We start from the raw sequence: 14,890 nt of genomic DNA, 5'->3' as shown, positions 1-14,890 counted from the left end.
CTGCCCTGGCACGGAGGCCTTGCAGACCAGCAACTGCGAATTAGTTTATTTGGAGAGTTTGGGTGCCCTATAAGTACGAAACCAGCGGCCCGGCTATTTACCGGGAGTCGTTTGCGATTATTCGCAGTGAAGCCGAGCTTGGCCGCTTTTCAGTGGAAGAAGAAACCGTGGCGGTACGCATGATTCACGCCGCCGGGCTGGTGAAATTGGCCGCCTATATTCATTTTCAAAACGACGTGGTCAATAAGGCCCGTGCCGCGCTAGAGCAGGGCGCACCGATTCTCTGCGATGCCCGCATGGTCTCGGAAGGCATCACCCGCAAACGGCTGCCCGCTGACAACAAAGTCATCTGCACCCTCAACGATGAGCGCACCCCTGGCCTCGCCCAGGAAATGGCCAATACCCGCTCGGCGGCGGCGCTGGAACTCTGGCGGCCGCACCTGGAAGGCGCCGTGGTCGCCATTGGCAACGCGCCCACCGCGCTGTTTCACCTGCTCAATATGCTCGAAGACCCGGCGTGCCCACGCCCGGCGGCGATTATCGGCTGCCCGGTAGGTTTTGTCGGCGCTGCGGAATCCAAGGAAGCGCTTTTGGCTAATCCGGCGCTGCCCAGCTGTATCGTCCGCGGCCGTTTGGGCGGCAGCGCCGTGACGGTGGCGGCCATCAACGCCATGGCGGATCGCATCGAATGACCCAGGGAACGGTATACGGCGTTGGCCTGGGGCCAGGCAGCCAAGACTTGATGAGCGTGCGCGCCGACCGCCTGATACGCGGGGCGACCCACGTGGCCTATTTTCGTAAAAAGGGCCGCTGTGGCCATGCGCGCACTATCGTGGAGGGCATGATCCCGCCCGGCGCCATCGAGCTGCCCATGGAGTACCCGGTCACCACGGAAATTCCTTTCGACGACCCGCGCTACAATGAGCTGCTGGCGGCTTTCTATGAACGCAGCGTGGCCCAGCTGATCGAGATGGCCGAGGCCGGGTGCGATGTGGTGGTGCTGTGTGAAGGCGACCCGTTTTTCTATGGCTCCTTCATGCACCTCTACACGCGACTGCTGAATCGCGTGCCCATCTCGGTGGTGCCGGGGATTACCGGGATGTCAGCGGCTTGGACTGCTACCGATCAGCCGATTACCTGGGGCGATGACATCCTGACCGTGCTGATGGCCACCCTCCCCGAAGACGCGTTGGCCGAGCGCATCGCCCAAACCGATGCGCTGGTAGTGATGAAGATTGGCCGCAACCTGGCTAAGCTACGCCGCGCCTTGGTTCACGTGGGCCGCGAGGGCGAAGCATGGCTGATTGAGTATGCCGCCATGTCGCAACAAAGAGTGCTGCCATTGAGTGAGGTTGGCGAGAGCGTGCCGTACTTCTCGATTGTGCTGATCCATGGCAACGGGAGGCGGCCATGAGCGGCTGGCTGAAAATCGTCGGTCTGGGGCCGGGCTCAGAGGCCATGGTCACTCCCGAAGTAACGGCCGCACTGCAGGAAGCCACTGACGTGGTGGGCTATGTGCCCTACGTTAACCGGGTCGCGCCGCGTGCTGGATTAGTCCGCCACGGCTCGGACAACCGCGAAGAGATCCGCCGCGCGGAGCAGGCGCTACAGCTGGCGCTTGAGGGCCATAAGGTAGTGGTGGTGTCTTCCGGCGACCCCGGCGTCTTTGCCATGGCCGCTGCGGTGTTCGAGGCCCTGGAAGCGGGCGATGCCCAGTGGCGCGCGCTTGATATTCAGGTGCTGCCGGGCATTTCCGCCATGCTGGCCGCCAGCGCAAGCGTCGGCGCACCGCTGGGGCATGACTTCTGCTGCATTAATTTATCCGACAATTTGAAGCCCTGGGCGCTGATTGAAAAGCGCCTGCGTTTGGCTGCCGAGGCTGACTTCGCCATGGCATTCTACAACCCGCGCTCCAAGGCGCGCCCGGCTGGCTTTGAGCGCACGCTGGACGTACTGCGGGAAGCCTGCGGGCCGGATCGATTGATCATCTTCGCCCGGGCGGTTTCAACCCCGGAAGAGTCAATTCGAGTCACCACCCTAGGGCAAGCGACGCCGGAAATGGCCGATATGCGCACGCTGGTGATTGTCGGTTCTCAGCAGACGCGATTGATTGAGGGGGATGGAGCGCCGCTGGTGTATACGCCGCGTTTCTCCCAGTGAGTATGTACAGGGGCGAGGGCAGGTTGATGCGAGGGTCTTTTCCCATGGATGGGAAAAGTAGCGCCCAAGGACGGGTTTACAGCGCCCTCGCAGCAGCCTGCCCTCGCTACCAAGATGTGCCGCTGACTTCGGTAGCCTTGTAGGGTTAAGTTATCCAGTTGATAACCTCATCAACAGTATGAACTTCAAGACGAGATGGCAGGTGAGGCCGTTCTATCATCACCACGGGCAGGCCGAGCCTACGGGCAGCGGTCAGCTTTGAGGCTGCACCATCGCCGCCAGATTTTTTACACACAATGCGCTGGATACGCTGGTTTTCCAGCAGGGCTAAGTCGCCCTCCAAGGTAAACGGGCCTCTATCGATCACGGCGGTATAATCCGGCAGCGGCAACGGGCTGGTAGGCCGGTCAACCAAACGCAGCACGTAATGGTGCTGGGGCTGGCCGACAAAGGCCGCAAGGTGCATGCGGCCAATGGCGAGCAGCACCCGCTGGGGCGGGCCCGCCAGGGCACTGACGGCTTCATCGATACTTGCCACGCTTTGCCATTGGTCGCCGGTAACGGGTTGCCAGGCAGGTCGGGTAAGGGCAATGGCCTTTACGCCGCACTGGGCCGCGGCGGCTAACACATTCGTGCTCATCTGCGCGGCAAAGGGGTGAGTAGCATCGACGATATGGGTGATGCGCTCCCGGGCCACAAAGGCGGCAAGGCCGCTAACGCCGCCAAAGCCGCCAATACGGGTAGGCAGTGGCTGGGGTTTAGGCGTGGCAACACGTCCCGCATAGCTGAAAATGGCGAAAAGCCCGCGCTTGGCAACAGCGCTGGCCAGGGCGCTGGCCTCCGAGGTTCCCCCGAGAATTAGGATCTTGTTCATGGTTGAGGTTAACAACACTCCCTGGCTGACCCTGTTAGGCTGGGGGGAGGGTGGCACACAGGTGCTAACGGCGGCAAGCCGCGCCGCACTGGAAAGTGCCGAGGTAGTGTTCGGCGCGCGCCGCCACCTACGCCTTTTGCCGCCCCTAAAAGCCGAAGTGATTGAGTGGCCTGTGCCCTTTGCCGATGGCATCCCAGAACTGCTCAGTCAGCGCGGCCGCCGGGTGGTGATGCTGGTTTCAAACGACCCGTTCTGGTTTGGGGCGGGCAGCACCCTGGTGCAGCATCTCAGCGCTGACGAGTGGCTGGCACTGCCAGCGCCTTCCACCTTCAGCCTGGCGGCCGCACGCTTGGGCTGGCCGCTGGAGCGCTGCGCTTGCCTGGGCCTGCACGCCAAACCGCTGACCCGCATTCGACCTTACCTGCATACCGCTAGGCGGTTGCTGGTGCTGGTAAGAGACGGCGAAGCGATGGCCGAACTCGCCTCCCTGGTCAACCGATTCGGCTTTGGGGATTCCCAGCTAACGGTTCTGGAAGCCCTGGGCGGCGAAAAAGAGCGCATTCACCATTGTCGTGTAGATGCCGCCTTACCTAAGGATATCGCCCACCCGGTGGCGGTAGCGCTGGAAGTAGCAGGCAGTGGCCCCGCCTTGCCACTGACGCCCGGCCTACCGGATCATTTTTTTGACCACGACGGCCAAATCACCAAACAGGCCATCCGCGCCATTACACTGGCGGCGCTGGCCCCCATGCCCGGCGAGCGGCTATGGGATATCGGCACCGGTTCAGGCTCTATCGCCATTGAGTGGCTGCTCGCTCACCCGGATAATCAGGCGGTGGGCTTTGAGCAAAACGCAGAACGAGCAGCGCGAGCGTGCAGCAATGCAGGGAACCTGGGCGTTGATTGGCTTGAGGTCAAAGAGGGCCGCGCGCCGGAGGTGCTGAACGATACGCCGCTACCGGATGCGGTGTTTATCGGCGGTGGGTTATCTCAAGCGCTGTTAAACGATTTATGGCAGCGCCTGCCCGAGGGCGTGCGTGTCGTCGCCAATGCCGTAACACTGGAATCCGAAGCGCTGCTGGCGCACTGGCAGCACAAAGTTGGCGGCGAACTGATGCGCCTGGAGCTGGCCAACGCCGCCCCTATCGGCACCCGGCGAGGCTGGAAGGCCAGCTACCCGATCGTCCAGTGGCGGGGCGTTCGATGAAGCAATCGGCGTTGAGAATAGCGGGATTTGGTTTTCGCAGTGAGTCCACGCTCGAATCCCTCGCCCAGGCGCTGGATCAGCTTGTCGAACAGTACGGCGCTATCGATAAGCTGGCGGCTGCTTGCTCCATGCTGCCGTTAGTCGAAGAACTGGGCCGACTGCGCAACATTGAAGTCATCGCCGTAGCGGATGCCGAGCTACCGACGGTGACAACGCTGACTCACTCAACACAAAGTTTGCAGGCCCGCGGCACAGGCAGCGTGGCCGAGGCCGTAGCGCTATTAGCGGCAGGCCCAGGGGCAACGCTGCTAGGGCCAAGAATAATCTCAGCGGATCGCAAGGCCACCGCCGCGCTGGCGTTGGCAGAAGGAAATAGATAATGACCGTACACTTCATTGGCGCCGGCCCCGGCGCGCCGGATCTGCTCACACTACGCGGGCGCGACCTGATCGCCGCCTGCCCGGTGTGCCTGTACGCGGGTTCATTAGTGCCGGAGGAAATCCTCGAACACTGCCCGGCAGGGGCGCGGGTGATCAATACCGCGCCGCTATCGCTGGATGACATCATGCAGGAGATCAGCCGCGCCCATGCCGAAGGTCAGGATGTCGCCCGGCTGCACTCCGGGGATCTATCGGTATGGTCGGCCATGGGCGAGCAGCTGCGCCGCCTGCGCGAGCTGGATATCCCTTACAGCATTACCCCCGGCGTGCCTGCGTTTGCGGCAGCCTCGGCAACCTTGGGTCAGGAGCTGACGCTACCCGGTGTCGCCCAGTCGGTGGTGCTCACCCGCACGCCGGGTCGGGCCAGCGCCATGCCCAGCGACGAGACGCTTGCCAACTTCGCCCGCACCGGCGCCACGCTGGCCATCCATCTCTCCATCCATAACCTTTCCCAGGTTGTCGAGAGCCTGACGCCTTACTACGGCAAGCAGTGCCCGGTGGCGATTGTGTGGCGAGCAAGCTGGCCCGACGAGCGGGTAGTGCGAGGGCGGCTAGCCACCATAGAAACGCTGATCGATGATTCCATGCAGCGCACCGCGCTAATTCTGGTGGGGCCTGTGCTGGAGAGCGACGACTTCCAAGAGAGCAGCCTCTACGCCGTAGGCTACGACCGCCGCTTTCGCCCCCAGTCGGCGGATTCGCCTTTTGCCACGGCAAGCCAAGACCAAGAGAGCGAACCATGATCACGCTGTCGCTAATAGGCATCGGCACTGGCAATCTTGACCATGTCACCCTGGCCGCCGTGCGCGCCCTCAATAACGCCGACCTGATCCTGTTGCCCCGTAAAGGCGAGGCCAAGTCGGATCTTATCGACCTGCGCCGCTTGCTCTGCGAACGGCTGCTGGATGCGCCGGTGTCCGCCAAGATAGTCGAGTTCGACTTCCCCAGCCGGGATGGACGCAATGACTACCTGGGCGCGGTAGACGACTGGCACGCAGCCATCGCCAGCGTCTGGGCGCAGCTAATCGATGAACACCTCCCCAGCGGCGGGCGGGTAGGGATGCTGGTGTGGGGCGACCCCTCGCTTTACGACAGCAGCCTGCGCATTACCCAGCGCCTAAGCGCTGCGGGTCAGCAGGTGGATGTAGAGGTGGTGCCAGGCATCACCAGCCTCCAGGTGCTAACCGCTGAACATAAAATCCCGCTAAATGCGCTCGCAGAACCAGTTCAAATCACCACCGGTCGCCGCCTACGCGAGCGCGGCTGGCCAAGTGATGCCGCCACGGTAGCCGTGATGCTGGATAGCGGCGGGGCGTTTTTCACGCTGCCACAAGATGATACCTACATCTGGTGGGGCGCCTACCTGGGCATGGAGAAACAGTGCCTGATCAAAGGCTGGCTAAGCGACGTCGGCGACCAGATCAACCAGCGTCGGGCGGAGCTACGCGACACCCACGGCTGGATAATGGATATTTATCTGCTGGCCAAACAGCCTCTGCTATAACGCTGGTATTAATATGGAATATTTTTCCATAAAATGGCGCTACTGACCAACTAGTATTTGAGGAATAGCCATGAGCTTTTACGTTTATCTATCCGGCGAGATTCACACCGATTGGCGGGAAGAAATCCAGCGCGGCGCCGAAGCCGCGGGCCTGGATATCGTGTTTACCGCACCAGTCACCGACCACGCCGCCTCTGATGCCGCTGGCGACCACCTCAGCAAGCCGGAAAATGGCTTCTGGCGCGACCATCAGTCATCCAAGGTCAACGCCATCCGCACCCGCACGATGATCGAGCAGGCGGATCTGGTCGTTGTACGCTTCGGCGACCAGTACAAGCAGTGGAACGCCGCCTTCGACGCAGGCTACTGCGCAGCGCTGGCCAAGCCTTACATCACACTGCATAGCGAAGACATCGTCCACCCGCTGAAAGAAGTCGATGCTGGGGCACAAGCTTGGTGTACCACTACTGATCAAGTGGTTGAAACGCTGCGTTACGTCCTCAAAGCCTAAGCCAAAGCGCCTCCCACAAGCCCAACCACAGCATTAGTGCTGTAGCACCGGTGTTGTGGGAGGGCGCTTCAGCGCGCGACGGTTTCGCCACATAAGCAATCTAGCCACCCTGTAGCGTGACGTAACGCTTGTAAGGCACCCGCAGCGGCGGCTCGGCGCGAAGGCAGCGCCAGCTGCCTAAGCCCTTCTCCAGCTCAATTTATCGGCAAAGGCGCGTGACCTAAGCCAATTTTATGAATAGAGTATGACTAGATCAGCAAAGTGATAGCGTACGTGAATGTTGAATATACTACCAAAGTATTATTAATTTAATTCAATGTCATATAGTTAGGGCTATTTCGGCGCGCGTTATAAAAATGCTGAATATCCCAACGTGTTCATTCAATATCAGAAAATGCAGTCTAATCCCTGTTATATGCAACTAATAGAATGGAGAACCCTGCAAATGCTAGTTGAAAATCCAAACGCTCATACAGGGGCACATCAAAACCCAAGCGGAACTTGGGTTTGTGGTGGAGCGCATACTGGAGCGCACCAAAATCCGAATGGCACTTGGGTATGCGGTGGCGCCCATACGGGGGCACACAAAAATCCGAATGGCACTTGGGTTTGCGGTGGGGCGCATACTGGAGCACACAAAAATCCAGACGACACTTGGGTTTGTGGTGGCGCCCATACGGGAGCACACAAAAATCCAGATGGCACCTGGGTGGTTGGTGGAGCGCATACTGGTGCGCACAAAAACCCGGACGGTACTTGGGTGTGTGCATAAAGCACATAACAAGACAATTCCACGCGGACAAAAGCATCGTTCGTGCCTCACAATGCTTTTTTGCCGTCGCTGAATTGCGGCGTTAGGCCCTAGAGAAAGAGCATGTTCTCTCCGAAGATCCAACACTGTCTACGAGTTGCGCCGGAACTCGCCGAGAATCCCGTTCAGGGTGGCCAGGGTCAGAGAATGAATACCCCATGCTAGAGCGTTTTGTCTTCTGCTCCGTTTACCATAATAGCCCCTCGCACATATGCGCCTGCATCGCGCGAGAATGGGGGGCGACGAGTTTTTTTGTAAGGATGTCGCGATGCAAGACCAATCGGTGATGGACTTTCGCAAGTTCAAAATACTCGTTGTCGCTGCCGACCCAGAGGTACAGGGTGCGGATGCGCTTGATCTTGAGGTCGATGATATTAGGGCGGCTTTCCGGCCAGAGGCCTTAGGTCGTTTATCGATCAAGCCAGTTTCGACGCTTGACCCCGACACGCTAGCTGCTGAGATCCGTAAATTTGCGCCGGATGTTGTGCACTTCACCAGTCGTGGTACACCCGGCGGGTTTATTCGGTTGAGTGATCGCAGGGTGATAATTCGTAGCATTGTCGGAACGACGCTTCTGCATATTCTAAGGGCGTCCGACGACATAAGTTGCGTATTCATGAGCGGCTGCCGGATTTTCAGGAACGAACGCGTTTTGGCGGAAAATATTCCGCTTCTGGCCATCGCAGCGCCAGCCGATGCGGCGTGGGATATTTCCGCGATTGCGACCAATATCTTTTATCAAGCGCTTGGAGAGCAGGGTGAGCTCGAACAGGCGGTGCGCCATCTGGTGGACGGCTGGCCAGCGTGGGTGGAGGAAGAGACGGTCGTTCGCGGATACGTTTGCGGTCAGCGCGTCGGGTTGCCACGGCATGGGTTCGCTGGCCCGACTGAGTTCGACGACCTCGCATTCATGAGTAGCCTCGACTTCGGTGACGACCAGGTGGTGAATAGGAGTGTCGCGATTTACGATGGGAATACAACGGAGCCGATAGATGTGTTGTATAACGCTGAACCAGCGGCCACGCCGAAAGCCCGACCTCAGCGTGACGCGGGTCTCTACACAGTTTGGTTCGGTACCAACCGCCAGCTCGCTGACGACGCGGACTTTAGCAAGGGATTCACTGGCATGCGGGGCTCGCGGCTGATCAAAGGAACCTGCGAAGTTGTGATCCCTAAACACCATAAACTTGGCTCGGTCGAAGGCGAGCACTGGTGGCAGCGGCTGCCCATGATCCGTAACAACTACCGGCTCCGGGTGGACGCTATCCGGGTGCTTGAGGACGCGGTATATTGGGCAAAGCTGCGGGAGGCGTTAGAAATCGGCAGCGTCGGGGAAAAGCGGCTGCTGCTGTTCATCCACGGCTATAACACCACATTCGAAGAGGCAGCGATCCGCGCCGCACAACTAGGTGCTGACCTTGGCATCGGCGGCGCTACTGCGTTTTTTAGTTGGCCCTCGAAGGGCAGTTTTCACGGCTACTCGGCTGACGAGGCGTCAGTCGAAGCGAGTGAGGGGGCGCTGGTCGACTACGTGCGTGCACTCACCCATGAGGCGGGCGCCGACAGCATCCACGTAATTGCACACAGCATGGGCAATCGTGGCGTGCTGCGAGCGTTAGAGAAGCTGCTAGTCGACTTGGGCCGGGAGACAGGTGCGCCATTCAAGCAGTTTGTGCTGGCTGCGCCGGATATCGATGTTGACTTGTTCAAGCAATTGGCGAAGACCTACGCGAAGGTTGCGGAACGGACGACACTGTACGTGTCGTCACGCGACAAGGCGGTAATGGCCTCGAGTTTCCTTCACAACTACCCGCGCGTCGGTCTCTGCCCGCCAGTCACTATTGTTGACGGTGTCGATACTGTCGAGGTTTCGAAGATCGACCTCAGCTTCCTTGGACACGGCTATGTTGCTCAGGCGAGAGAGGTACTGAGCGACATGCACGAACTGATCATGCGCGGTGTTCCGCCGGACGAGCGGTTCTCACTGCAGCGAGTAATTATTGACGTCGGGACTTACTGGCGTATCCGCGAATGAGGGTGCTCGGGGCGATTCAGAAATTACAAAAGGTGGTTGAAAAAGTAAATTATGAAATGGGTGAAGCTCGTAAGGCTAGAGCATGACTTTCGCGATATACCTCGAGTTAATGATATTTAACAAACAGCTGCAGTGGATCAGTTTACATTGCGCTCCAATTGTTGCTCGTTGAGCTGGGCGTTAGAAAAAAAGGGAGGATTTAGGCTTGACACCATATGATTTTGGATTAGGAGTTTTAGCTAGCTGGTTAGCAAATAGGCTTGAAGTAGCGTCAATAAAGACGGAAAGTACCAGTGTGGAAGATCTATCATTAAATATTGAAGCAATCGCAGATTTGAAGCTGGAACGGAAAAAGCTTTTCCATTCTTTTGATGTGTTCACCCAGTTGCATGAAGTAAGTGAGGGTTTAGCATCTCCTGTCGCCCATTTGCTTATCGAAGCAGAACCCTCCACTCACTATCACCTGGTTAGCCTAGTACTAGAATCTTCCTTAACGGGTGAATGGTACTATTTTAGGCGTGGGCGTATGGCATTCCAAGGAACGGGTGGCGGGCACCAGCAAGCTGAACGGGTCGTATCAATCTTTAAGAGAGAAGACATTCCAATTTCAGTCTGGGTATTGGAACGAGAGCTTATGGATGATTTTGAATCAGGTTACATGCTATGGCCACAAGTTCGCGCAAAAGCTATTCCTTTCTTGGCTGCCAATTTGGACAGCGAAAAATGGTCTTGGATTAAGGCGCAAGCCTCTGAGATCCTACGAGACTCTTCCATTTTCTAAAAGTGCATCAACGGAACCAATCTTACGCTGGCGTTGAAGCTGAAGAAAACCCCCTTTGCCCTCTAAGCTTTGGTAGGATCGAGGAGGCAGACGCGTAGTGGTCAGCATGCCGCGCTTCAAGGCTTATCACTACGATCGGAACGCCATGGTTGGTAATCAATTACCAATATGAGCTGCAGCCAAGTACCTTTGAACATGCCGTACACTGCCTGATTGAGCACAATCTCGACTTATCCGTTTCCCATGCCAACTACCGCAACGATGCGACAGCTCGGCTGTCTATGATGCAACTATTCTATAAATTCATTACTCTATAAATTCAGGTTATTCAAGGCGATATACCAATATTATGGCGAGAAAAACACTAGGTCTAAAGGCGAAAAGAGAGATAGATGCCACGCCTGCCGAAGAAGTTGAAGATCAATTTCCTAATGATCCCGAAAACGTTTTTTAAATGGCGTCGCTATTCATCCTTCCCCACGCATTTATTTAGAACCCGGTTCTAACCAGCGTACTGTGCGAGCGATGGATTTGATTACGCCCATTGGGATGGGGCAACGTGGGTTGATTGTGGCGCCGCCAGGCTCTGGCAAAACGACGATGTTAAAACATATCTGTCAGGCCGTGGCAGAGGCTCATCCTGACATAAAGCTTTATGCCTTGCTGATTGATGAGCGCCCTGAAGAAGTGACTGATTTTAAGCGCAGTGTGTCGGCAGAAGTACATGCATCGTCTTCAGATGAAAGCTACACACACCATGTGCGTATGGCCGATAAGCTGCTTGAAACGGCGCGTAAGCAAGCAGGCGAAGGTCATAATGTGATGATTGTGATCGATTCTCTTACCAGGCTCTCGCGCGTTCATAACGCCGAGCAGCGAGGCAATGGTCGCACTATGTCGGGTGGGCTGGATTCTCGAGCGATGGAAATACCGCGAAAACTGTTTGGCGCCGCGAGGAAGATCGAAAACGGCGGATCGCTCACCATTCTGGCCACCGTGCTGGTGGATACGGGAAGCCGTATGGATCAGGTGATTTTCGAGGAGTTTAAGGGCACGGGCAATATGGAACTCGTGTTATCCCGGGAAGTGGCCAATCAACGGATTTTCCCTGCGATAGATATTGCCAAAAGTAGTACCCGTCGAGAAGAGCTTTTGATTGATGCAAAAGATATTGAAAAGGTAAGGACATTACGTAGAGGTTTGACAGCGCTGAAGCCAGTAGAAGGCGCGCAGAAGCTGCTTGCGTTATTGGATAAATATCCCACTAATGCCGAACTGTTAGATGCATTTTTACCGGATTCGTGAAATATCGATAATAAAGAAGCCCACCCTTTTAAAAGGTGAGCTTCTTGGGTAAGTTTTAACGATTACTTTATTTTCTGTAATTCAAGTTTGATTCAGGTACTGCTTTTCGAACCGGGAACCCTGCAATCTCTTTGCGCTCAATAATGCTTTTTAAGCGTCTTTCAATAGCGCAAAGATTTTTAAAGTCACTCATGTCGACTAAAGAGATGGCTTCACCTGAGGCGCCCGCGCGGCCAGTTCGACCAATGCGGTGGATGTACTCTTCTGGCTGAAAAGGTAAATCGTAATTCACCACACGACTCAATTCATCAATATCCAAACCACGCGCGGCAACGCCCGTGGCGACCAAGTACTTTAGCTCGCCAGATTTGAACTGAGCCAGAATCTCTTCGCGCATTGCTTGGCTTCTATCGCCATGGATAGAGTCCGCTGTGATGCCGCGTTTTTCTAGTTGAGCAACCAGCTTGGCCGCATTGTGTTTTTTCTCGGTAAAAATGAGCGCCTGATCCCACTGTTGCTCGTTGATCAAGTGGCTCAACAAGGCGGACTTAGTGTCTTTGTCGACGGTGATTAGCCATTGTTTGACATTAGCGGCGGCGCGGACGTTGGGAGAAATGGATATTTCAGCCGCCAGATCGGTCATCTGGCGATCCGAAAAATCGTAGGCGAGGGCGCGAACGTCGTCTGTGATGGTGGCCGAAAACAGTAGGTTCTGACGGTCTTCAGGCAGGCGATCTATGATTTTATGGATATCGTCGACAAAACCCATGTCGACCATTCTGTCCGCTTCGTCTAGCACCATGACTTTAAGTTCATCAAAGTGCAGCGCACGCTGATGAGCCAAATCAAGCAACCTGCCCGGCGTGGCGACCAGAATATCCACTCCTTTGATCAGGCGTTCTTTTTGAGCTTTGGTATCCACACCGCCATACACTGCCATCGAGGTTAGGTGCGTGTGTTTAGCGTATTGAGCCACATTGGCTTCGACCTGAACCGCTAGCTCACGGGTCGGCACGAGAATCAGCGCACGCATCCGCTTGCCACGTAACGTTCCCGCGTTACTGAAGCGCTCTAGTAGAGGAAGAACAAAGGCAGCGGTTTTACCTGTGCCTGTTTGTGCGGTGGCGATTAAGTCGTTACCCGAGAGAATGGCAGGAATCGCTTGTTCCTGAATGGGCGTTGGCGTGTTGTAACCTAGTTCGGTAATCGCTTGAACAAGAGGACTGGATAATCCTAGTTTTGAAAATGGCATTAGGAGCTCTGACCGATGGTCGTAAGGTGTGTCGAAAATGAAAAATGATGCAGTATAGCGTAAAAGCAGCCGCTCGTTGCTCGAACAGGGCAATTAGCTTCATAGTGCTGAACGGCGGCTTTTGTGATGAAATTAAAGGCATTCATTAAATGAATGGTAATGATGCTTTATAGTGCGCTAATATTGGTCAGAATTAGCTTTAAAATTGGAGAGATAACATGGGCGATATAGGATTCATTTTTGGAATTATGGGAATGTCGATGGGCATCTTGGGGTTTGTTTTTGGCATCATTTCATTTTCTAAAGTTGTTAAGCTAGAGAAGAAATTGGCGAAAGTGGAGTCTCAGGGTAATTGAAGTTAAATTGTGAGTGAGCGAAATAAAAAATCAATTAAATTCAATCGTTTAGGTCGTTTAACGTTTATTCCTCGCACCATTTATGGCAAACGTTAATCCATATGCAAATGAACCCTGTCATTCAAGAAGAAATATCTGGCTGTGGCATCGCATCATGTGCGGTACTTGCGGGCATTACCTATGCACAGGCGAAAGAGACAGCCAACGCCTTGGGTATCTATGCCGAAGACACAGCACTTTGGTCAGACACCGAGTACGTCCGTAAGCTCTTGCGTGCTTTGGGTATCACGCCTGCCCCTACGGAGACGCCCTTTGATACCTGGGAGAGCCTTCCAGATAAAGCACTGTTGGCGATCAAATGGCGCATGGAGCAGGGCAGACCTTTCTGGCATTGGGTGGTGTTTGCTAGAAGCGAGCGGGAAACCGTGGTGTTGGATTCCAAGAAAGCCTTGAAAACAAACACCCGTCGTGACTTCGGACGCATCAAACCCAAGTGGTTCATTCGTGTAGATTATGCTTGAGGGTTGCTAATAAGCGCTATGAGCTAGCGCTTGGTTCTTGCTGGGCTCTCGCTTTCTGTTCTGCCTGATCCAACAGCACCGGGCCGCTACCTGATTCAGCCAGCTTGTCGTCAGGGTTATAGAGCGGGCAACTGGTCATGCTCAGGCAGCCACAGCCTATACAGCCTGCCAGGTTACTACGTAGCTTTTGCAGATAAGCAATCCTGCCATCCAGCATCTGCTGCCAGTTTTTTGAAAGCTGTTGCCAGTCCTCAACCGTCGGGGTGCGGTTATTGGGCAGTGATTCAAAGGCCTGCTTAATCTCTTCCAGGCTAACGCCAACTTTCTGCGCGGCTTTGATCACTGAAATCCGCCTGAGCACCTCTGGCTTGTAGCGCCGCTGATTGCCCGCATTACGCCAGCTGTGGATCAGACCTTGCTGCTCGTAAAAGTGCAGGGTACTGACTTTAATGCCGCAACGCTTTGCCACCTTACCAACACTCCAAATTGCCTCTGCCATCACTCACCCCTGAATCTTTTTTGCCATTTTTTCCCAAAACACTTTACCTCAAGTGAAGTTGAGGTTTTATCCTGCTATTTCACTTAACGCAAGGAGACTCTTATGTACTTGGAACACGTGAATCTGGTCGTTGATGATATGGATGCCATGCTGGATTTTTACCGCGCCGTATTCCCTCACTGGCGGGTGCGGGATGAAGGCCATGGCGAGTGGTATGGCAAGCCACGCAAGTGGATACACTTTGGTGATGATGAACATTACTTGGCGTTAAGCGATCACGGCGAAGGGGAGAACCGTGATCTGAAAGGCCATAGCGTTGGGCTGGCCCATTTTGCTTATGTAACCGATAACCTTGACGCCGTTGTGGCCAGGTTAAATCACGCGGGTTTTGCCATTGCCAAACCAGGAGCAACAGAGCCGTTTCGTAAAAATGTCTACTTTGTCGATGCGGCTGGGTTTGAAGTGGAGTTTGTCGAGTATCTGAGTGATATACCGGCTGAACGGAATTTAAACCGCGATGCTCAGAAAACAGCAATGTAGGAGAGGTGGGCAACTGCGGGGTTGGTAATCAAGTCAGCACAGCGTGCTCTTGATAAGCAGGGGTATTTAAGCAATAACGAGCCAGGAAGCCTCT

Annotated in this window: 16 protein-coding genes and 1 pseudogene; 14 read left to right on the top strand and 3 right to left on the bottom strand. The window is 55.5% G+C overall.

Annotated elements, in window-relative coordinates; genetic code table 11:
• Positions 1–62: 62 nt before the first annotated feature.
• Genes OM794_RS12945 through cobJ form a run of 3 tightly spaced genes read left to right on the top strand, consistent with a single transcriptional unit; the run spans position 63 to position 2,160 of the window.
• On the top strand, positions 63–692 hold the full coding sequence (locus tag OM794_RS12945; protein ID WP_226249322.1) for a precorrin-8X methylmutase: 630 nt from the start codon (positions 63–65) through the stop codon (positions 690–692).
• A complete protein-coding gene (gene cobI / locus OM794_RS12940; protein ID WP_226249321.1) occupies positions 689–1,414 on the top strand; it encodes a precorrin-2 C(20)-methyltransferase in 726 nt (241 codons plus the stop codon). Before OM794_RS12945 ends, cobI begins: the two co-directional genes overlap by 4 nt.
• Positions 1,411–2,160, top strand: coding sequence for a precorrin-3B C(17)-methyltransferase (gene cobJ, locus OM794_RS12935; RefSeq protein ID WP_226249320.1), 750 nt, complete (start codon positions 1,411–1,413; stop codon positions 2,158–2,160). The genes cobI and cobJ overlap by 4 nt, the downstream gene beginning before the upstream one ends.
• Before the next feature lie 145 nt (positions 2,161–2,305).
• Here cobJ and OM794_RS12930 read toward each other — a convergent pair whose 3' ends face one another.
• Positions 2,306–3,034, bottom strand: a complete 729-nt coding sequence (locus OM794_RS12930) for a cobalt-precorrin-6A reductase (protein WP_226249319.1) — start codon at positions 3,032–3,034, stop codon at positions 2,306–2,308.
• Here OM794_RS12930 and cbiE point away from each other — a divergent pair.
• The 8 genes and pseudogenes from cbiE (at position 3,033) to rho (ending at position 11,628) form a co-directional block, all read left to right on the top strand.
• Positions 3,033–4,241, top strand: coding sequence for a precorrin-6y C5,15-methyltransferase (decarboxylating) subunit CbiE (cbiE, locus tag OM794_RS12925; protein ID WP_226249318.1), 1,209 nt, complete (start codon positions 3,033–3,035; stop codon positions 4,239–4,241). The genes OM794_RS12930 and cbiE overlap by 2 nt on opposite strands.
• Complete coding sequence (locus tag OM794_RS12920; protein ID WP_226249317.1) at positions 4,238–4,621, top strand: cobalamin biosynthesis protein; 384 nt, start codon at positions 4,238–4,240, stop codon at positions 4,619–4,621. The genes cbiE and OM794_RS12920 overlap by 4 nt, the downstream gene beginning before the upstream one ends.
• Complete coding sequence (gene cobM, locus OM794_RS12915; protein ID WP_226249316.1) at positions 4,621–5,424, top strand: precorrin-4 C(11)-methyltransferase; 804 nt, start codon at positions 4,621–4,623, stop codon at positions 5,422–5,424. Before OM794_RS12920 ends, cobM begins: the two co-directional genes overlap by 1 nt.
• Positions 5,421–6,185, top strand: coding sequence for a precorrin-6A synthase (deacetylating) (gene cobF / locus OM794_RS12910; protein ID WP_226249315.1), 765 nt, complete (start codon positions 5,421–5,423; stop codon positions 6,183–6,185). Before cobM ends, cobF begins: the two co-directional genes overlap by 4 nt.
• A 70-nt stretch (positions 6,186–6,255) precedes the next feature.
• A complete protein-coding gene (locus OM794_RS12905; protein ID WP_226249314.1) occupies positions 6,256–6,696 on the top strand; it encodes a YtoQ family protein in 441 nt (146 codons plus the stop codon).
• Between the two features lie 1,079 nt (positions 6,697–7,775).
• A complete protein-coding gene (locus OM794_RS12900) occupies positions 7,776–9,542 on the top strand; it encodes an alpha/beta hydrolase (protein ID WP_226249313.1) in 1,767 nt (588 codons plus the stop codon).
• A gap of 205 nt (positions 9,543–9,747) precedes the next feature.
• Positions 9,748–10,323, top strand: coding sequence for a hypothetical protein (locus OM794_RS12895; RefSeq protein ID WP_226249312.1), 576 nt, complete (start codon positions 9,748–9,750; stop codon positions 10,321–10,323).
• A gap of 349 nt (positions 10,324–10,672) precedes the next feature.
• Positions 10,673–11,628 (top strand): annotated as a pseudogene (rho, locus tag OM794_RS12890) (transcription termination factor Rho).
• Positions 11,629–11,695: 67 nt separating this feature from the next.
• Here rho and OM794_RS12885 read toward each other — a convergent pair.
• A complete protein-coding gene (locus tag OM794_RS12885) occupies positions 11,696–12,880 on the bottom strand; it encodes a DEAD/DEAH box helicase (protein ID WP_226249310.1) in 1,185 nt (394 codons plus the stop codon).
• A gap of 218 nt (positions 12,881–13,098) precedes the next feature.
• Between OM794_RS12885 and OM794_RS12880 the strand changes: the two genes are divergently transcribed.
• Positions 13,099–13,236: a hypothetical protein gene (locus OM794_RS12880; protein ID WP_169331552.1), complete on the top strand. Its 138-nt coding sequence runs from the start codon at positions 13,099–13,101 to the stop codon at positions 13,234–13,236.
• A 107-nt stretch (positions 13,237–13,343) separates the two neighbouring features.
• A complete protein-coding gene (locus OM794_RS12875; RefSeq protein WP_226249373.1) occupies positions 13,344–13,757 on the top strand; it encodes a hypothetical protein in 414 nt (137 codons plus the stop codon).
• A gap of 16 nt (positions 13,758–13,773) precedes the next feature.
• Here the strand turns inward: OM794_RS12875 and soxR are convergent, their stop codons facing one another.
• Positions 13,774–14,256: a redox-sensitive transcriptional activator SoxR gene (soxR, locus tag OM794_RS12870; protein WP_226249309.1), complete on the bottom strand. Its 483-nt coding sequence runs from the start codon at positions 14,254–14,256 to the stop codon at positions 13,774–13,776.
• 102 nt (positions 14,257–14,358) lie between these two features.
• On the opposite strand from soxR, the gene OM794_RS12865 reads away from it, so the two are divergent.
• Positions 14,359–14,796 carry a VOC family protein gene (locus tag OM794_RS12865; protein ID WP_226249308.1) on the top strand — a complete coding sequence of 146 codons (438 nt, stop codon included), beginning with the start codon at positions 14,359–14,361 and terminating at the stop codon, positions 14,794–14,796.
• Positions 14,797–14,890: the final 94 nt, after the last annotated feature.

This window comes from Halomonas sp. BDJS001 (assembly GCF_026104355.1).
Classification (GTDB): Bacteria; Pseudomonadota; Gammaproteobacteria; order Pseudomonadales; family Halomonadaceae; genus Vreelandella.
This window is presented reverse-complemented; position numbering and strand designations above follow the sequence as displayed.